The organism is Streptomyces sp. NPDC001822, from assembly GCF_042892135.1.
Taxonomy (GTDB): Bacteria; Actinomycetota; Actinomycetes; order Streptomycetales; family Streptomycetaceae; genus Streptomyces.
Genome location: NZ_JBIATW010000002.1, coordinates 243,703 through 263,086 on the forward strand (window position 1 = coordinate 243,703; position 19,384 = coordinate 263,086).

14 protein-coding genes are annotated in these 19,384 nt (G+C 70.8%); 11 read left to right on the forward strand and 3 right to left on the reverse strand.

Annotated features, from left to right (window positions below):
* Positions 1-3 precede the first annotated feature (3 nt).
* The 11 genes from nuoE to recQ all read left to right on the forward strand — a co-directional run bounded on the left by nuoE (position 4) and on the right by recQ (position 15,096).
* Positions 4-828: an NADH-quinone oxidoreductase subunit NuoE gene (gene nuoE / locus ACFYY2_RS05415; protein WP_388738576.1), complete on the forward strand. Its 825-nt coding sequence runs from the start codon at positions 4-6 to the stop codon at positions 826-828.
* Positions 828-2,201 (forward strand): NADH-quinone oxidoreductase subunit NuoF, encoded by a 1,374-nt coding sequence (gene nuoF, locus ACFYY2_RS05420; RefSeq protein WP_388737342.1) that lies wholly within the window; start codon positions 828-830, stop codon positions 2,199-2,201. Before nuoE ends, nuoF begins: the two co-directional genes overlap by 1 nt.
* Positions 2,198-4,705: an NADH-quinone oxidoreductase subunit G gene (locus tag ACFYY2_RS05425; RefSeq protein ID WP_388737344.1), complete on the forward strand. Its 2,508-nt coding sequence runs from the start codon at positions 2,198-2,200 to the stop codon at positions 4,703-4,705. The genes nuoF and ACFYY2_RS05425 overlap by 4 nt, the downstream gene beginning before the upstream one ends.
* On the forward strand, positions 4,702-6,120 hold the full coding sequence (nuoH, locus tag ACFYY2_RS05430; protein WP_388737346.1) for an NADH-quinone oxidoreductase subunit NuoH: 1,419 nt from the start codon (positions 4,702-4,704) through the stop codon (positions 6,118-6,120). Before ACFYY2_RS05425 ends, nuoH begins: the two co-directional genes overlap by 4 nt.
* A complete protein-coding gene (gene nuoI / locus ACFYY2_RS05435; protein WP_388737348.1) occupies positions 6,113-6,703 on the forward strand; it encodes an NADH-quinone oxidoreductase subunit NuoI in 591 nt (196 codons plus the stop codon). The genes nuoH and nuoI overlap by 8 nt, the downstream gene beginning before the upstream one ends.
* Complete coding sequence (locus tag ACFYY2_RS05440; protein WP_388737351.1) at positions 6,700-7,554, forward strand: NADH-quinone oxidoreductase subunit J; 855 nt, start codon at positions 6,700-6,702, stop codon at positions 7,552-7,554. The genes nuoI and ACFYY2_RS05440 overlap by 4 nt, the downstream gene beginning before the upstream one ends.
* Entirely contained in the window at positions 7,551-7,850 is a 300-nt protein-coding gene (gene nuoK / locus ACFYY2_RS05445; RefSeq protein ID WP_327115797.1) for an NADH-quinone oxidoreductase subunit NuoK, read from the forward strand. Before ACFYY2_RS05440 ends, nuoK begins: the two co-directional genes overlap by 4 nt.
* A gap of 12 nt (positions 7,851-7,862) precedes the next feature.
* Positions 7,863-9,758, forward strand: a complete 1,896-nt coding sequence (gene nuoL / locus ACFYY2_RS05450) for an NADH-quinone oxidoreductase subunit L (protein WP_388737354.1) — start codon at positions 7,863-7,865, stop codon at positions 9,756-9,758.
* A gap of 2 nt (positions 9,759-9,760) precedes the next feature.
* Positions 9,761-11,332: an NADH-quinone oxidoreductase subunit M gene (locus ACFYY2_RS05455; RefSeq protein ID WP_388737357.1), complete on the forward strand. Its 1,572-nt coding sequence runs from the start codon at positions 9,761-9,763 to the stop codon at positions 11,330-11,332.
* Positions 11,329-12,993 (forward strand): NADH-quinone oxidoreductase subunit NuoN, encoded by a 1,665-nt coding sequence (gene nuoN, locus ACFYY2_RS05460; protein ID WP_388737360.1) that lies wholly within the window; start codon positions 11,329-11,331, stop codon positions 12,991-12,993. The genes ACFYY2_RS05455 and nuoN overlap by 4 nt, the downstream gene beginning before the upstream one ends.
* 120 nt (positions 12,994-13,113) lie before the next feature.
* Complete coding sequence (recQ, locus tag ACFYY2_RS05465; protein WP_388737363.1) at positions 13,114-15,096, forward strand: DNA helicase RecQ; 1,983 nt, start codon at positions 13,114-13,116, stop codon at positions 15,094-15,096.
* 18 nt (positions 15,097-15,114) lie between these two features.
* Here the strand turns inward: recQ and ACFYY2_RS05470 are convergent, their stop codons facing one another.
* The 3 genes from ACFYY2_RS05470 to ACFYY2_RS05480 all read right to left on the reverse strand — a co-directional run bounded on the left by ACFYY2_RS05470 (position 15,115) and on the right by ACFYY2_RS05480 (position 19,250).
* The gene (locus ACFYY2_RS05470; RefSeq protein WP_388737366.1) at positions 15,115-15,720 is read right to left on the reverse strand and encodes a Uma2 family endonuclease; all 606 of its coding nucleotides are present in this window, start codon (positions 15,718-15,720) and stop codon (positions 15,115-15,117) included.
* A gap of 194 nt (positions 15,721-15,914) precedes the next feature.
* Positions 15,915-17,141: a fumarylacetoacetase gene (fahA, locus tag ACFYY2_RS05475; RefSeq protein WP_388737369.1), complete on the reverse strand. Its 1,227-nt coding sequence runs from the start codon at positions 17,139-17,141 to the stop codon at positions 15,915-15,917.
* A 114-nt stretch (positions 17,142-17,255) separates the two neighbouring features.
* Entirely contained in the window at positions 17,256-19,250 is a 1,995-nt protein-coding gene (locus ACFYY2_RS05480) for a CocE/NonD family hydrolase (protein ID WP_388737372.1), read from the reverse strand.
* Between the last annotated feature and the right edge of the window lie 134 nt (positions 19,251-19,384).

The following is a 19,384-nucleotide window of genomic DNA, read 5'->3' on the forward strand; positions in this document are numbered from 1 at the left end:
GGGATGCCGCAGCTCCCCGCCCCCGCCTACCCGGCCGACGTGCTCGCCCGGCTCGGAGCGGACGCGAAGGAGGTGATCGCCCGCTACCCCGGCAGCCGTTCCGCGCTGCTCCCGCTGCTGCACCTGGTGCAGTCCGAGGAGGGGTACGTCTCGCGCACGGGCATGGCCTTCTGCGCGGACCAGCTCGGCCTCACCACCGCCGAGGTCACGGCGGTCGCCACCTTCTACTCGATGTACCGCCGCCGTCCGAGCGGCGACTACCAGGTCGGGGTCTGCACCAACACCCTCTGCGCGGTCATGGGCGGCGACGCCATCTTCGACCGGCTCAAGGACCACCTGGGCGTCGGCAACGACGAGACGACCGACGACGGCAAGATCACCCTCGAACACATCGAGTGCAACGCGGCCTGCGACTTCGCGCCCGTTGTGATGGTCAACTGGGAGTTCTTCGACAACCAGACGCCCGAGAGCGCCACGAAGCTCGTCGACGACCTGATCGCCGGCCGCACCGTCGAGCCCACCCGCGGCGCCCCGCTGTGCAGTTACAAGGAGACGGCACGCATCCTGGCCGGTTTCCCCGACCAGCGCCCCGGCGCCGTCGAGGCCACCGGCGGAGCGGGCGCGGCATCCCTGGTGGGGCTGAAGCTCGCCAGGGGCGAGGGCGTCACGGCGGCACGCGTGGTCGGGCCGCGAGGCGAGTCCCCGCAGGACTCCGTGACGCACGACCCCTCACCGACCGAGCACCTCAGCTCGCATGACGCGCCGCAGCAGACCTCGGCCTCCGACCCGGCGAACCCGGCCGGGCCCACCGCCGAGGAGGGGGAGTGATGACCTTGGCAGCCGAGATCGACAAGAACGGGACCAGCCCGGAGAAGCTCCTGGCCCCCGTCCTCTCCTCCTTCTGGGACGAGCCGGAGTCCTGGACCCTGGAGACCTACCGCCGCCACGACGGCTACGAGGGGCTGCGCAAGGCCCTGGCCATGGCTCCCGACGACCTCATCGCGTACGTCAAGGACTCCGGTCTGCGCGGGCGCGGCGGCGCCGGGTTCCCCACCGGGATGAAGTGGCAGTTCATCCCGCAGGGCGACGGAAAACCGCACTACCTCGTCGTCAACGCCGACGAGTCGGAGCCCGGGACCTGCAAGGACATCCCGCTCCTCTTCGCCAACCCGCACAGCCTGATCGAAGGCATCGTGATCGCGTGCTACGCGATCCGCTCCTCGCACGCCTTCATCTACCTGCGCGGCGAAGTCGTGCCCGTGCTCCGGCGGCTGCACGAGGCGGTGCGCGAGGCCTACGAGGCCGGCTACCTCGGCAAGGACGTCCTCGGCTCGGGGCTCGACCTCGAACTCACGGTGCACGCGGGCGCGGGCGCCTACATCTGCGGTGAGGAGACCGCGCTGCTCGACTCGCTGGAAGGACGACGCGGCCAGCCCCGGCTGCGGCCCCCCTTCCCCGCGGTCGCCGGTCTGTACGCCTGCCCCACCGTGGTGAACAACGTCGAGTCCATCGCCTCGGTTCCCGCGATCCTGCACAGGGGCAAGGACTGGTTCAAGTCCATGGGCAGCGAGAAGTCCCCGGGCTTCACGCTCTACTCGCTCAGCGGGCACGTCACCAGTCCCGGCCAGTACGAGGCCCCGCTCGGCATCACCCTGCGCCAGCTGCTCGACATGAGCGGCGGCATGCGGGCCGGGCACCGCCTCAAGTTCTGGACCCCCGGCGGCTCCTCCACCCCGATGTTCACCGAGGAGCACCTCGACGTCCCGCTGGACTACGAGGGCGTCGGCGCCGCCGGATCCATGCTCGGCACCAAGGCGCTGCAGTGCTTCGACGAGACCACCTGCGTGGTGCGGGCCGTCACCCGTTGGACCGAGTTCTACGCCCACGAGTCCTGCGGCAAGTGCACGCCCTGCCGCGAAGGGACCTACTGGCTCGTCCAGCTGCTCCGCGACATCGAGGCCGGCAAGGGCGAGATGGCCGACCTCGACAAGCTGAACGACATCGCCGACAACATCAACGGCAAGTCCTTCTGCGCCCTCGGCGACGGCGCCGCCTCGCCGATCTTCTCCTCGCTGCAGTACTTCCGCGAGGAGTACGAGCAGCACATCACCGGCAAGGGCTGTCCCTTCGATCCCGCCAGGTCGACCCTCTGGGCCGACGACAAAGACGACAAGAACGCTCACCGGGGGGTGAACGCATGACAGTCACCACGAGTGCGCCCTCCGGGGGCGGCGAGGCGGCCATCCCGCCCGAGGACCTGGTCACGCTCACGATCGACGGCATCGAGATCAGCGTGCCGAAGGGCACCCTCGTCATCCGCGCCGCCGAGCTCCTCGGCATCGAGATCCCGCGCTTCTGCGACCACCCCCTCCTCGACCCGGCCGGCGCCTGCCGGCAGTGCATCGTCGAGGTCGAGGGCCAGCGCAAGCCGATGGCCTCCTGCACCATCACGTGCACCGACGGCATGGTCGTGAAGTCGCAGATCACCTCGCCGGTCGCGGAGAAGGCCCAGAAGGGGGTGATGGAGCTCCTGCTCATCAACCACCCGCTGGACTGCCCGGTCTGCGACAAGGGCGGCGAGTGCCCCCTGCAGAACCAGGCGATGTCGCACGGCGGCGCCGACTCCCGCTTCGACGGGAAGAAGCGCACGTTCGAGAAGCCCGTTCCCATCTCCACCCAGGTGCTGCTGGACCGTGAGCGCTGCGTGCTCTGCGCGCGCTGCACGCGGTTCTCGAACCAGGTGGCGGGCGACCCGATGATCGAACTGATCGAGCGTGGCGCCCTCCAGCAGGTCGGCACCGGCGAGGGCGACCCCTTCGAGTCGTACTTCTCCGGCAACACCATCCAGATCTGCCCGGTGGGGGCGCTCACCTCGGCGGCGTACCGCTTCCGTTCCCGGCCGTTCGACCTCGTGTCGACGCCGTCGGTGTGCGAGCACTGCGCCGGAGGCTGCGCGACCCGGACCGACCACCGGCGCGGCAAGGTCATGCGGCGGCTCGCCGCCAACGACCCCGAGGTGAACGAGGAGTGGCTCTGCGACAAGGGCCGCTTCGGCTTCCGCTACGCCCAGCAGCGCGACCGGCTCACCACTCCGCTGGTACGCAACGCGGACGGTGTGCTGGAGCCGGCGAGCTGGCCCGAGGCGCTGGAAGCCGCGGCGGCCGGGCTCTCGGCGGCGCGCGGCAGGACCGGGGTCCTCACCGGAGGCCGGCTGACCGTCGAGGACGCCTACGCCTACAGCAAGTTCGCGCGGGTCGCCCTCGGCACGAACGACGTCGACTTCCGGGCGCGCGTGCACAGCGGCGAGGAGGCCGACTTCCTGGCCGCCCGCGTCGCCGGACGGGGACGCGACCTGGACGGCAGCGGGGTCACGTACACCACGCTGGAGAAGGCCCCGGCCGTCCTGCTGGCCGGATTCGAGTCCGAGGAGGAGGCGCCCGGCGTCTTCCTCCGGCTGCGCAAGGCCCACCGCAAGCACGGGCAGCGGACGTTCGCGCTCGCCTCGCACGCCACCCGCGGCCTGGAGAAGGCGGGCGGCACGCTGCTGCCCGCCGCACCGGGCACGGAGACCGAATGGCTGGACGCCCTCGCGGGCGGTGTCGGCCTGGAGGGCGACGGTGCCGTCGCGGCCGAGGCACTGCGCGCCGAGGGCGCCCTGATCGTCGTGGGTGAGCGGCTCGCCGCGGTGCCCGGCGCGCTGAGCGCCGCCGTACGGACCGCCGCCGCCACCGGCGCCGCTCTGGTGTGGATTCCGCGCCGGGCCGGTGAACGGGGTGCGATCGAGGCGGGCGCGCTGCCGTCGCTGCTGCCCGGCGGCCGTCCCGCCACGGACCCGCGGGCCAGGGAGGAGGTGGCGTCCGTGTGGGGCGTCGCCGAACTCCCCGCCGGATTCGGCCGCGACACCGGCCAGATCGTGGAGGCCGCCGCAGACGGCGGGCTGGCCGCGCTGCTGGTCGGGGGCGTCGACCCCGAGGACCTGCCCGACCCGGCGGGGGCGCTGCGCGCGCTCGACGAGGTCGGCTTCCTGGTCTCGCTGGAGCTGCGCCCCGGCGCGGTCACCGAGCGCGCCGACGTGGTCCTGCCCGTGGCCGCCGTGGCGGAGAAGCCCGGCACCTTCCTCAACTGGGAAGGCCGGGCGCGGATGTTCGAGGCCGCGCTCAAGCCCGAGCAGCTGCCGCGGACGCTCTGCCCGACCGACGCCCGGGTACTGCACATGCTGGCCGACGCGCTCGACGTGCACCTGGGCCTGCCCGACCTGAGGGCGGCCCGCCGCGAGCTCGACCGCCTCGGCGGATGGCAGGGCGGCCACGCCGAGGACCCCCGGGCCACGTCCCGTCCGGTGCCCCGGCCCGGCGACGGCGAAGCGGTCCTCGCGGGCCACCGGATGCTGCTCGACCGGGGCCGTCTCCAGGAGGGCGACGAGGCACTGGCCGGCACACGGCACGCCGCCGTCGCCCGGCTCTCCGCGGCCACCGCCGCCGAGTCCGGGGTGAAGGACGGCGATCTGCTCGCCGTCACCGGCCCCGCCGGCACCACCGAACTCCCGTTGGCCGTCACCGAGATGCCGGACCGGGTGGTGTGGGTGCCCCTCAACTCCGTCGGCCGGGGCGTCCCCGCCGACACCGGTGCCCAGCCGGGCGGGCTGGTCCGGATCGGTCCGGCCGCCCCGGGTTCCCACGTCGTGACATCGGAGGTAGGAGAGTGACCGGCCTCGCCCAACTCGCCGCGGCGCCGCAGGGCGGTGTCCTCGCGGCCGAGGACCTCTCCATGTTCGGCACGGACCCCTGGTGGCTCGTCGTCGTCAAGGCGGTCTTCTGCTTCGCGTTCCTGATGGTGACCGTGCTCTTCTCCATCGTGTGGGAGCGCAAGGTCGTCGCCTGGATGCAGCTGCGCATCGGCCCCAACCGGCACGGACCCTGGGGCATGCTCCAGTCGCTCGCCGACGGCATCAAGCTGATGCTGAAGGAGGACGTGGTCGTCAAGCGTGCCGACAAGGTCGTCTACATCCTGGCCCCGGTCATCGCGGCGGCGCCGGCCTTCATGGCGATCGCCGTGATCCCCTTCGGCCCGTCCGGCAACGAGGTCTCGATCTTCGGTCACCGCACCGCGATGCAGCTGACTGACCTGCCGATCGCGATGCTGTACATCCTCGCGGTCGCCTCCGTCGGCATCTACGGCATCGTGCTGGCCGGCTGGTCGTCCGGATCGACGTACCCGCTGCTCGGCGGTCTGCGCTCCTGCGCCCAGATGATCAGCTACGAGATCGCGATGGGCGCCGCGTTCGCGTCGGTGTTCCTCTACTCGGGCTCGATGTCGACGTCCGAGATCGTGGCGGCGCAGCAGGACCGGTGGTTCGTCCTGCTCCTGCCGGTCTCGTTCATCATCTACATCGTCACGATGGTCGGTGAGACCAACCGGGCCCCGTTCGACATGCCGGAGTCCGAGGGCGACCTCGTCGGCGGCTTCAACACCGAGTACTCGTCGATCAAGTTCGCGATGTTCATGCTCGCCGAGTACGTCAACATGGTCACCGTCTCCGCGGTCTCCGTGACCCTCTTCCTGGGCGGCTGGCGGGCCCCGTACCCGGTCAGCACCTTCTGGGAGGGCGCGAACCACGGCTGGTGGCCGATGCTCTGGTTCGTCCTCAAGGTGCAGCTGCTCCTCTTCTTCTTCATCTGGCTGCGCGGCACGCTGCCCCGGGTCCGCTACGACCAGCTGATGAAGCTCGGCTGGAAGGTCCTGATCCCGGTCTCGGTGGTCTGGCTGATGCTGGTCGCCACCGTCAGGGCGCTGAACAACGAGGGCTACGAGTTCTCCAGCATCCTGCTGTACGTCGCGGGGGCCGTCATCGCCGTCCTGCTGGTCTCCTTCGTGGCGGACATCTTCCGCGACCGCAGGGCCAAGGCCGCCGAGGAGGAGGCCGGACCCGAGCCGGCCTTCGACCCGATGGCCGGCGGCTTCCCCGTACCGCCGCTGCCCGGCCAGACACTGCCGCCGGTACCGCGCCGCAGTGCGCGGCGGGAGCGGGAGCTCGTTGTCAGTGGTGGACCGGACACTCGGAGTGACGAACACGTGGGTGCCGGAAGTGCGAGTGACGGAAGGGAGGCCGACGGTGTCTGACTCCACGGACCCCTCAGGGGAGAAGTTCCAGAATCCTGTGGCCGGCTTCGGCGTGACCTTCAAGGCCATGTTCAAGAAGCGGCTGACCGAGCAGTACCCGGAGACGCCGAAGGTGACGGCGCCGCGCTTCCACGGCCGGCACCAGCTGAACCGTCATCCGGACGGGCTGGAGAAGTGCGTCGGCTGCGAGTTGTGCGCCTGGGCGTGCCCCGCGGACGCGATCTACGTCGAAGGCGCGGACAACACCGACGAGGAGCGCTACTCCCCGGGGGAGCGCTACGGCCGCGTCTACCAGATCAACTACGCGCGCTGCATCCTGTGCGGACTCTGCATCGAGGCGTGCCCCACCCGGGCACTGACCATGACCAACGACTTCGAACTCGCCAACACCACCCGCGAGAGCCTCATCTACACCAAGGACGAGCTGCTCGCGGGCCTCGACGAGGGCATGGTCGACAGCCCGCACGCGATCTTCCCCGGCATGGACGAACAGGACTACTACCGGGGTCTGGTGACCGAGGCCGCAGCCGGCACGGAGCGCCAGACCGCCGTCTCCAAGGGAGAGAAGGAGGTGGACGTATGAGCCCCGCCCTGGCCGCAGCCGCCACCGCCACCTCGACCGGCGAGGCCGTCCAGTTCTGGCTGCTCGGCACCGTCGCCGTCATCGGCGCACTCTCCACGGTCCTGATGAAGAAGGCGGTGCACAGCGCGCTGTCGCTCGCCGGGACCATGATCGTGCTGGCGGTGTTCTACCTCGCCAACGGCGCGTACTTCCTGGGCATCGTCCAGGTCGTCGTCTACACCGGCGCCATCATGATGCTGTTCCTCTTCGTGGTCATGCTCGTCGGTGTCACGGCGGCGGACTCCCTGAAGGAGACCCTCAAGGGCCAGCGCTGGCTGGCCGCCGCCTGCGGACTCGGCTTCGGCATCCTCCTGATCGCCGGCATCGGCCAGGCGTCGCTGACGTCGTTCAACGGCCTCGGTGCGGCGAACGCGAGGTACGGCGGGAACGTCGAGGGCCTGGCCAACCTCATCTTCACCAAGTACGTCTTCGCCTTCGAGATCACGGGCGCCCTGCTGATCACGGCGACCGTCGGCGCGATGCTGCTCACGCACCGCGAGCGCACGGAGCGCGCGAAGACGCAGCGGGAGCTCTCCCAGGAGCGCGTGCGCGGCAGCCACCTTCCGCCGCTGCCCGCCCCCGGTGTCTACGCCCGGCACAACGCCGTGGACATCGCGGGACTGCTCCCGGACGGCACCCCGTCCGAGCTCACCGTCATGCAGACCCTGCGGCAACGCGGACAGATCCGAGACGTGTCCAGCGAGTCGCTCGCCGACCTCAAGGCACTGGAACAGCGCTCCGTGGAGCGACTGGGCCGTGACCGCGGCACGGCCGGCGACCGCGTGGAGGAAGAGGAGGAGGTCGCCAAGTGAATCCGGTCAACTACCTCTACCTCGCGGCCCTGTTGTTCACGATCGGCGCGTCCGGTGTGCTGATCAGGCGGAACGCGATCGTGGTGTTCATGTGCGTCGAGCTGATGCTCAACGCCTGCAACCTCACGCTCGTCACGTTCTCCCGCATGCACGGCAACCTCGACGGCCAGATCATCGCCTTCTTCACGATGGTCGTCGCCGCCGCGGAGGTCGTCATCGGGCTCGCGATCATCGTGTCGCTGTTCCGCTCCCGCCACTCGGCCTCGGTCGACGACGCCAGCCTGATGAAGCTGTAAGGGGTCGGAATCGTGGAAAACCTGATTGCGCTGCTGGTCGCGGCGCCCCTGCTCGGAGCGGCTGTGCTGCTCTGCGGCGGCCGCCGGCTCGACCGGGCCGGACACTGGATCGGCACGGTGCTCGCCGCCGCGTCCTTCGTCATCGGTGCGGTGCTGTTCACCGACATGCTGGGCAAGGGCGCCGAGGACCGCGCCCTGCACCAGCACCTGTACAGCTGGATCCCCGTCGAGGGGTTCCAGGCCGACGTGGCCTTCCAGCTCGACCAGCTGTCGATGACGTTCGTCCTGCTGATCACGGGTGTGGGCACGCTGATCCACATCTACTCCATCGGGTACATGGAGCACGACGAGCGGCGGCGCCGCTTCTTCGGCTACCTCAACCTGTTCCTCGCGGCGATGCTCGTCCTGGTCATCGCGGACAACTACCTGCTGCTGTACGTCGGGTGGGAGGGCGTCGGTCTGGCGTCGTACCTGCTCATCGGCTTCTGGCAGCACAAGCCCAGCGCGGCCACCGCCGCCAAGAAGGCCTTCCTGGTCAACCGGGTCGGCGACATGGGCCTGTCCATCGCGATCATGCTGATGTTCACGACCTTCGGCACCTTCGCCTTCGGCCCGGTGTTCGCCGCGACCGGGGACACGAGCGAGGGCAAGCTCACCGCGATCGCGTTGATGCTGCTCCTCGCGGCCTGCGGCAAGTCGGCCCAGGTGCCGCTGCAGTCCTGGCTCGGTGACGCGATGGAGGGCCCGACCCCGGTCTCGGCCCTCATCCACGCCGCCACCATGGTGACCGCGGGCGTCTACCTCATCGTCCGCTCCGCCGCCGTCTTCAACGGCGCGCCCGACGCCCAGCTGGTCGTCGTGGTCGTCGGCGCGGTCACGCTCGTCTTCGGTGCGATCGTCGGTTGCGCGAAGGACGACATCAAGAAGGCCCTCGCGGGCTCGACGATGTCGCAGATCGGCTACATGATCCTCGCCGCGGGCCTCGGCCCCATCGGCTACGTCTTCGCGATCATGCACCTGGTCACGCACGGCTTCTTCAAGGCCGGGCTCTTCCTCGGCGCCGGTTCGGTCATGCACGGCATGAACGACGAGGTGGACATGCGGAGGTACGGAGGCCTGCGGACGTACATGCCGGTCACCTTCGTCACCTTCGGACTCGGCTACCTCGCGATCATCGGCTTCCCGGGCCTGTCCGGCTTCTTCTCCAAGGACAAGATCATCGAGGCGGCCTTCGCCAAGGGCGGCACCGAGGGCTGGATCCTCGGAGCGGTCACCCTGCTGGGCGCCGCGATCACCGCGTTCTACATGACGCGCGTGATGCTGATGACGTTCTTCGGCGAGAAGCGCTGGCAGCCGGACGCGGAGGGCCACGAGCCGCACCCGCACGAGTCGCCGAAGTCGATGACGATCCCGATGATCGTGCTGGCCTTCGGGTCGGTCTTCGCCGGAGGCTTCTTCTCCGTCGGCGACCGGTTCCTGCACTGGCTGGAGCCCGTCACCGGCCACGACCACGGGCACGCCCCGGTCAGCGCGGCCACCGTCACCGCCGCCACCATGGTGGTGCTCGTCATCGGTGTCGCCATCGCCTGGGCCATGTACGGGCGCAGGCCGGTGCCGGCCGTGGCCCCGCGCGGCTCGCTGCTCACCAGGGCGGCCCGCCGCGACCTCCTCCAGGACGACTTCAACCACGTGGTCCTGGTCCGCGGCGGCGAACACCTCACCCGGTCCCTGGTCTACCTCGACCACAGCCTGGTCGACGGCGTCGTCAACGGCACGGCCGCCTCGATGGGCGGGCTCTCCGGCCGGCTGCGCAGGCTGCAGAACGGCTACGCCCGCTCCTACGCGGTCTCGATGTTCGGCGGCGCGGCGGTACTCATCGCCGCGACCCTGCTGATGAGGGCGGTCTGATCATGTCCTTTCCCCTCCTGACAGCGACGGCGGCGCTCCCGGCGATCGGCGCGATCGCCACCGCCGCGGTCCCGGCCGCGCGCCGCACCGCCGCCAAATGGCTCGCGCTGCTCGTCTCGCTGGGCACCCTGGTCCTCGCGGGCATCGTCTTCGCCCGCTTCGAACCGGGCGGCGACCGCTACCAGCTCACCGAATCCCACGCCTGGATCAGGGACTTCGGGGTCCGGTACGAACTCGGGGTCGACGGCATCGGGGTCGCGCTCATCGCGCTGACCGCGCTGCTGATCCCCTTCGTCGTCCTGGCGGGCTGGCACGACGCCGACCCGCTGGAGACGGCCTCCTCCCGGTGGCGTCCCACCCAGGGCTTCTTCGCGCTGATCCTGATGGTGGAGGCGATGGTGATCCTCTCGTTCGAGGCCACCGACGTCTTCCTCTTCTACATCCTCTTCGAAGCCATGCTCATCCCGATGTACTTCCTCATCGGCGGCTTCGGGGACCGCGCGCACTCGGGCAGCGACGAGAACGCGGCGGCGCAGCGCAGCTACGCGGCCGTGAAGTTCCTCCTCTACAACCTCGCCGGCGGCCTCATCATGCTGGCCGCGGTCATCGGGCTCTACGTCGTCGCGGGGAGCTTCTCGCTCTCCGAGATCGCCGAGGCCCGGGCCAACGGCTCGCTGGAGATGGCGACCAGCACCGAGCGCTGGCTGTTCCTCGGCTTCTTCTTCGCCTTCGCGGTGAAGGCCCCGCTGTGGCCGCTGCACACCTGGCTGCCCAACGCCATGGGGGAGTCGACGACTCCGGTCGCCGTCCTGATCACCGCGGTGGTCGACAAGGTCGGCACCTTCGCGATGCTCCGCTTCTGCCTCCAGCTGTTCCCGGAGGCCAGCAAGTGGGCGACGCCGGTCATCCTCGTCCTCGCGCTGATCTCCATCGTCTACGGCGCCCTGCTCGCGGTCGGCCAGCGCGACATCAAGCGGCTCATCGCGTACGCGTCGATCTCGCACTTCGGCTTCATCGTGCTCGGGATCTTCGCGATGACGAGCCAGGGCCAGTCGGGCGCGACGCTGTACATGGTGAACCACGGTCTCTCCACGGCCGCGCTGATGCTGGTCGCCGGATTCCTGATCACCCGGCGCGGTTCGCGGCTCATCGCCGACTACGGCGGGGTGCAGAAGGTCGCCCCGGTGCTGGCCGGCACCTTCCTGATCGGAGGCCTGGCCACGCTCTCGCTGCCCGGTCTCGCCCCGTTCGTCAGCGAGTTCCTCGTCCTGGTCGGCACGTTCAGCGCGTACCCGGTGGCCGGCATCGTCGCGACCGTCGGCATCGTGCTCGCCGCGCTCTACGTCCTCGTCCTCTACCAGCGGACGATGACGGGGCCGGTCAGGGAGGGGATCGGGGGCATGCCCGACCTCAAGGTCCGTGAACTGGCGGTCGCAGTGCCGCTGATCGCCCTGCTGATCCTCCTGGGCGTCTTCCCGAAGCCGCTCACCGATGTCGTCAACCCGGCGGTGCAGCACACCATGCAGGACGTACAGAAGAAGGACCCCCAGCCCGAGGTGGAGGCCGCCAAGTGAGCGCAACAGCTGTCCACAGTCTGTGGACGACGGCGGGCGGGGTGACATCCGCTGCTCCGGGCGACGCGTTCACCGCGCCGGACATCGAATACGCCCAACTGGCGCCCGTCCTCATCGTGGTCGGCGTCGCCGTCCTCGGAATCCTGGTGGAGGCGTTCGTCCCGCGACGGGCCCGCTACACCACGCAGGTCGCCCTGACCGTGGTCGCCCTCGCCGCCGCGTTCGCCGCGGTGATCGGGCTCGCCGCCGACGGATACGCCTCGAAGAGCGCGCACATCGCCGCGATGGGGGCCATCGCCGTCGACGGCCCGGCGCTGTTCCTCCAGGGCACCATCCTGCTCGTCTCGATGGTCTCCGTCTTCACGTTCGCCGAGCGGCGCCTCGATCCGGCCTCGCACGGCAACCGCGTGGACTCCTTCGCCGCGCAGGCCGGTTCGGTCCCCGGCAGCGAAGGGGAGAAGGCGGCGGTCAAGGCCGGCTTCACCACCACCGAGGTCTTCCCGCTGGCCATGTTCTCCGTGGCGGGGATGCTGGTCTTCCCCGCGGCCAACGACCTGCTGACGCTGTTCGTCGCGCTGGAGGTCTTCTCCCTCCCGCTGTACCTGCTGTGTGCCGTCGCCCGCCGCAAGCGGCTGATGTCGCAGGAAGCGGCCGTGAAGTACTTCCTGCTGGGTGCCTTCTCGTCGGCGTTCTTCCTCTTCGGAATCGCCCTGCTCTACGGCTACGCGGGCACCGTCTCGTACGCGGGCATCGCGAACGTCGTGGACGGCACGGTCCAGGACATCGATCCGGCGCTCGCCGGCACCATGGGCAACGACGCGCTTCTCCTGATCGGCGCGGCGATGATCCTCGCGGGCCTGCTCTTCAAGGTCGGCGCGGTGCCGTTCCACATGTGGACCCCGGACGTCTACCAGGGAGCCCCGACCCCGGTCACCGGCTTCATGGCGGCGGCCACGAAGGTCGCCGCGTTCGGCGCGCTGCTGCGCCTGCTGTACGTGGTGCTGCCCGGTCTCACCTGGGACCTGCGTCCCGTCATGTGGGGGGTCGCGATCGTCACGATGCTGGGAGGTGCGATCGTCGCGATCACCCAGACCGACATCAAGCGGCTCCTGGCCTACTCCTCGATCGCCCACGCGGGCTTCATCCTCGCCGGCGTGATCGCGTCCAGCCCCGAGGGCGTCTCGTCCGTCCTCTTCTACCTGGGCGTGTACTCCTTCGTGACCGTCGGCGCCTTCGCCGTCGTCACGCTGGTGCGTGACGCGGGCGGCGAGGCGACGCACCTGTCGAAGTGGGCCGGGCTCGGCCGGCGCTCGCCGCTGACGGCTGCGGTCTTCGCGGTCTTCCTGCTCTCCTTCGCGGGAATCCCGCTCACCTCGGGCTTCTCCGGCAAGTTCGCCGTCTTCAAGGCGGCGGCGGACGGCGGCGCGAGCGGACTCGTCGTGGTCGGTGTGATCTCGTCGGCCATCGCGGCGTTCTTCTACATCCGGGTCATCGTCCTGATGTTCTTCAGCGAGCCCAAGGCGGACGGCCCCACGGTCGCCGTCCCCTCCCCGCTGACGATGACGACGATCGCGGTCGGCGTCGCCGTGACGCTGGTGCTGGGCCTCGCCCCGCAGTACTTCCTGGACCTGGCGAGCCAGGCGGGAGTGTTCGTGCGGTAACGCACCGCAGCACACGAGGACGCCGGACGGGCCAGGAAGTCAAGCCCGTCCGGCGTTGTCGTACGCGGCGCCTATGGTTGCAGAGGAGAGTCGGACGGCACGGACGGGCGGACGGGAACGATGAGTGTGACCACCGAGAACACGGCGCGGGAGACGCTGCACCGGGTGTTCGGGTACGAGGCCTTCCGCGGTGAGCAGGGCGCGGTGATCGACCACGTGGTCGGCGGCGGCGACGCGGTCGTGCTCATGCCCACGGGCGGCGGCAAGTCGCTCTGCTACCAGATCCCGGCCCTCGTCAGGCCCGGCACCGGCATCGTGGTGTCCCCCCTCATCGCCCTCATGCAGGACCAGGTGGACGCCCTGCGGGCCCTCGGTGTCCGCGCCGGCTTCATGAACTCCACGCAGGACTTCGACGAGCGCCGCACGATGGAGGCCCAGTTCCTGGCCGGCGAGCTCGACCTGCTGTATCTGGCACCCGAGCGGCTGCGCCTCGACTCCACGCTCTCCCTCCTGGCCCGCGGCGAGATCTCCGTCTTCGCCATCGACGAGGCCCACTGCGTCGCCCAGTGGGGCCACGACTTCCGCCCCGACTACCTGGCCCTGTCCGTCCTCGGCGAGCGCTGGCCCGACGTGCCGCGCATCGCGCTGACGGCCACGGCGACCGACGCCACCCACCGCGAGATCACCCAGCGCCTGGGCATGCCCGAGGCCGCGCACTTCGTCGCCAGCTTCGACCGGCCCAACATCCAGTACCGCATCGTCGGGAAGACCGACCCGAAGAAGCAGCTGCTCACCTTCCTGCAGGAGGAGCACCCGGGGGACGCGGGCATCGTCTACTGCCTCTCGCGCAATTCGACGGAGAAGACCGCCGAATACCTCAGCCGCAACGGCATCGAGGCGGTGCCCTACCACGCGGGTCTGGACGCCGGGACGCGCGCGAACCACCAGGCGCGCTTCCTGCGCGAGGAGGGCCTGGTCGTCGTCGCGACGATCGCCTTCGGCATGGGCATCGACAAGCCCGACGTGCGCTTCGTCGCGCACCTCGACCTGCCGAAGTCCGTCGAGGGGTACTACCAGGAGACCGGCCGCGCCGGCCGCGACGGCGCACCGTCCACGGCCTGGATGGCCTACGGCCTCCAGGACGTCGTCCAGCAGCGGAAGCTGATCCAGGGCGGCGAGGGCGACGAGGCCTTCCGGCGCCGTGCGGCCTCGCACCTCGACTCGATGCTGGCGCTCTGCGAGACCGTGAAGTGCCGCCGCGCCCAGCTCCTGACCTATTTCGGCCAGGAGCCCGGGGAGGAGGCCTGCGGCAACTGCGACACCTGCCTCACCCCGCCCGAGACCTGGGACGGCACGGTCGTCGCGCAGAAGCTGCTGTCGACCGTCGTCCGGCTGAAGCGCGAGCGCAACCAGAAGTTCGGGGCCGGGCAGGTCATCGACATCCTGCTGGGCCGCAGGACGGCGAAGACCATCCAGTTCGACCACGACCAGCTCTCGGTCTTCGGTATCGGCGAGGAGCTCGCCGAGGCGGAGTGGCGCGGCGTGGTGCGCCAGCTGCTGGCCCAGGGGCTGCTCGCCGTCGAGGGCGAGTACGGCACGCTGGTGCTGACGGAGGAGAGCGGTTCGGTGCTCGGCCGGGAGCGCGAGGTGCTGCTGCGCAAGGAGCCGAAGAAGCCGACGACCCGGTCCTCCAGGGGCGAGCGCAAGGGCAAGGCGGCGGCCGCGGTGGCAGACCTCCCCGCGGAGGCCGTCCCGGTCTTCGAGGCGCTGCGCGCCTGGCGCGGCGCCCAGGCAAAGGAGCTGGGCCTCCCGGCGTACGTGATCTTCCACGATGCGACCCTGCGGGAGATCGCGGCGCTGCGTCCGGGTTCCCTCGCGGAGCTGGGAGGGGTCGGCGGACTGGGCGAGAAGAAGCTGGCGACGTACGGCGAGGGTGTGCTGGAGGTGCTCGCCGGGCTGGGGGAGGCGGCCCCGTCGGCCGCGGCGGAAGCGCCCACCGCACCGGCGGCTCGCACGGAGGAGGAGGCGCCGCCCGCCCGGACCCCCGCTCCGGACGCGGACCCGGAGTTCGGCTGGGACGAGGAGCCCCCGGAGTTCGACTGATCCCCGGCTGGGCCGGCCCTACTCCGTGGGCGCCCGGCGGCGGGAGACGATCGCGGTCAGGTCGAGATCGACGGCGAAGGGTGTGGACACCTTCATCCGGTCGTGGAAGATCCCGGTCGAGGTGTAGGCACCCGTGGCGGGTTCCAGCTCGAAGACGTACACGACCGCCCGGCCGTCCTGGTTCTCCACCCGCCAGTAGTGCGGGATCCTGGCCCGCGCGTACTTCACCGGCTTGGTCTCCCGGTCACGGGTGACGGACTCGTCGGACACGACCTCGACGGCGAGCAGCACACTGCTCGCGGGGAAACGGGTCTGCCGCAGACTCTCGACCGCGTCCGCGCGCACGACGACGACATCGGGTTCGGGGCGGTTCTGGAAGTCGACGTCGATGGTGAATTGGCGGAAGACTTCCAGATCGGGCGGAGCGAGGGACTGCAGCTGCCAATTCAGGTAGTCGATCGCACGCTCGTGAAACACGGTCTGCGGACTCACGAAAACCAGACTCCCGTCGATCAGCTCCGTGTGCGGAGGCAGATTCGGGAGTGTGTCCAGGTCATCGGCGGTCCAGCCGCCCACGGGCGGGACCGCCCACCGCGGCTCGGGGGCCTCGGGTTCGATGCTCATCAGTGCTCCCATGGGAGGCAGTCTCGCGGGACTCCTCAGCGTATCCGCAGGGAACACAAAGAGGTCCCCCCGAACGTGTGACCGCCTCACGCGCCGCTGACCAGCGCCCTCCCGGACCGCACCGCACCGTCTCACCGGCCGCCGGCGCTCCCGCCCGCCACCGCCGCCCGGGTGAGCCGGTGCGGAGCCGCCCGCTACGAGGCCGTGATCCGCCCGGTGACCTCGCCGAGCCCGACGCGGGTGCCGTGCGGGCCGGGGGCCCAGGCCGTCAGCGTCACCGTGTCGCCGTCCTCCAGGAACGTCCGCTTGCCCTCGGGCAGGTCCAGCGGGTCCCGGCCGTTCCAGGTGAGTTCGAGCAGCGACCCGCGCTGGCCGGGCTCGGCTCCGCTGACGGTGCCGGAGCCGTACAGGTCGCCCGTCCGCAGCGAGGCGCCGTTCACCGTCATGTGGGCCAACTGCTGCGCGGCCGTCCAGTACATGGTGGAGAACGGCGGCTCCGAGACGGTCTGTCCGTTGACGACGACCGAGATGCGGATGTCGAAGCCGCCCGGCTCCTCGTCGTCCGCGTCGTCCAGGTACGGCAGCAGCGGGAAGTCCCGGGCAGGCGGCGCCGTCCGGGCGGCGTCCAGCGCCTCCAGCGGGGTCACCCACGCCGACACCGAGGTGGCGAAGGACTTGCCGAGGAACGGGCCCAGCGGCACGTACTCCCAGGCCTGGATGTCGCGCGCCGACCAGTCGTTGAGCAGCGAGAGCCCGAAGACGTGCTCCCGGAAGTCGCCGAGGGCGACCGGCGAGCCCTGCTCCGAGGGGACGCCGACGACGAAGCCGACCTCCGCCTCGATGTCCAGCTTCACCGACGGGCCGAACACGGGCGCCGGGTCCGCGGGGGCCTTGCGCTGGCCGGAGGGGCGCACCACGTCCGTACCGGACACCACGACGGTGCCGGCCCGCCCGTGGTAACCGATCGGCAGGTGCTTCCAGTTGGGGGTGAGGGCCACGCCGTCCGGCCGGAAGATCCTCCCCACGTTGGTGGCGTGGTGCTCGCTGGCGTAGAAGTCGACGTAGTCCGCGACCTCGTACGGCAGGTGCAGCGTCACCTCCGCGAGCGGGTGCAGCAGCGGCTCTATGTCCGGGCGGTGCGCCGGGACGGTCACCCACGCGGTCAGGGCGCGCCGCACATCGCGCCAGGCGGTGCGGCCGGCCGCAAGGAGCGGCGTCAGGCTGGGCTGTGCCAGCAGCTGGGCGTACGGCGAACCGAGCGCGTGCGCGGCCGCCCCGGCGTCCAGGACGTGGTCGCCGACGCGGACGCCGACCCTGCGGTCCGCCGGGTGTTCCGGGGTGGAGAACACGCCGTACGGAAGGTTGTGCGGACCGAAGGGGTCGCCCTCGGCCAGATCGAGCGGGCTGCTCTGCTCGGGCATCTGTTGCTGCCTCGCTTTCCAGGTCGCTTGAGGGACACGTTACGTCGGCGCCGATCTTCGGCGGCAGTGCCGTCAAGTAGGCGTAATGCCCGGAAAGTTACGCGATAACCCTGGTCATCCGGCCGTCCGCGGGATGCGCTTCTCCCAGGTCCGGTGGAAGACGATCTCGTCTCCGTCCCTGCAGACGATCTCGTCGGACGCGATGAAGTCGTCGGCGTCCGCACTCAGCTCCGACCGCGTCTCCACCCGTACGTCCCAGGACATCTCCGGCCGGTGCAGCCGGATCGTCCAGTCGGAGCGGGCCCTGGCGGACAGCGGGTCGTCCTGCTGGATCGCGTACGTCTCCAGGGCGTCCTCGGTGAACTCCAGGCCGTCCGGATGGACGCGCGTGCCGCCGTGGCACGGAACGGCCTCCAGCCGCCACTCGCCCTTGGCGACGTCCCGGACGACCAGGCGCTCCGGCCGCCGCTCGTCGAGCGTGACCGGACGGACGACGCCCAGCGGCTCCGCCTGCTCCGGCTCGCCGAAGGTGATGCCCGGGTCCTCGGTGTGCCGGCGCACCGGGAGTTCGACGAGGCTTCCGTCCGGGTCGAGCGTGAAGCCCGCCGCGCCCGCCTGCGGCCAGATCCACGGCCAGTACGACGACGAGACGGCGATCCTGATCCGGTGACCGGGCGGGAAGGTGTGCCCGATCCCGCCGAGCTCGAAGGTCACGTCCTCGGTGTCGCCGGCCGGCCGGTCCCCGGCGCGGCCGTGCCCGTGCCGGGTGGCCGTGCCGAGGGCGCCGCGCGTCACCAGAGTGGAGGAACCGTCCGGCGCCACGTCGCAGAGGCGGGCGATCACCTGACCGCGCGGTACGTCCATCCGGATGCGCAGGCGCACCCTCGGCCTGCCGAGGATCTCGATGGGGGAGTCCTCGACGGGGAACTCGAAGCACGCCGACTTGGCGTCCTCGTCCCGCTGGTCGGGCGGCAGGTCCGCGTCGTCGCCGGAGGGGACGAACCGGCCCGCGTCGAGCCCCGTCTGCTGCGGCGAGCCGACCGCCTGCTCCCCGCCGGCCAGCGCGTACGCCACCGGAGTGACGTTCGCGGACGGCCACGTGGCGTCGCCGACCCAGCGGCCGGGCAGCGTCTCGTAGACCGTGGCCGGGGGGTGCGAGCCGCTGATCCAGGAACGGAGGAGGGGCTCGTTCATCACCCCGGTGTCCTCGCCCCTGAGGTGCTGGTCCCACCAGCGCAGCGTCTCCTGCAGGAAGCCGATCGCGGGCCCCGGGGGCAGCCCCCGGTCCGGGTACTGGTGCGACCAGGGGCCGATCAGGCCCCGCACCTTCGCGGGGTCCAGGTGCTCGACGAGCCTCAGGACGGTGTCGCGGTAGGGGTCGTGCCAGCCGCCGACCGCCAGGACGTTCGCCCTGACGGCGGCGTAGTCCTCGCGGACGCCGTCGTGCTTCCGGCCTTCGTCGCGCGTCCGGTGCGCCAGCCACGTGTGGACGAACGGCTCCACCGCTTCGAGCCGGCTCAGCCACATCTCCCGCCAGCCGTCACCCACGTCCGCCGGGTCGGGCGGCCGCGAGACGGAGGCGAGCAGGGCGGACGCCCGGGCGTGCAGGCCCGCGCCGGGCACGGAACCGCCCGGATGGCGGAAGTCGTCGCCGAAACGGTCGTCGGGCGAGCAGACGGTGACGACCGCCTTCAGGGGCTCCGGCGCGAGCGCGGCGATCCGGAGCGAGTTCAGCCCTCCCCAGGAGATCCCCAACATGCCGACCCGGCCCGAGCACCACTCCTGCCGGGCGAGCCAGTGGACCACGGCGACCCCGTCGGCGAGCTCCGTCGCGCCGCCCGGGTCGCCCGGCGCCCCCTCGCTGTTGCCGTGCCCGCGCGCGTCGACCCGCACCGACGCGTAGCCGTGGCCCGCGTACCAGGGATGCCGCTGCCGGTCGCGCGGGGCCGTCATGTCGCTCAGCCGGCCGGGCAGGTACTCCAGCAGGGCCGGCACCGGTTCGTCGGTGACCGGCCGCCAGATCCGGGCGTACAGCCGCGTGCCCCCGGCCAGCGGGATGTAGAGGTCCTCGTGGGTGGTCTCGTAGGGGAACGCGGTGCGGATCTGCATGGCGGAACCTCGGCGGACGGGGTGCGTCGTGCGCTTCGGCCCGGCACCGGTCGCGGCCGGGGACAAAGCGGCAACTCCTGATCGTATGAGCTGAACCCGAACATACCGGCGGTGGCGGGAAGGCGCCCACGGTG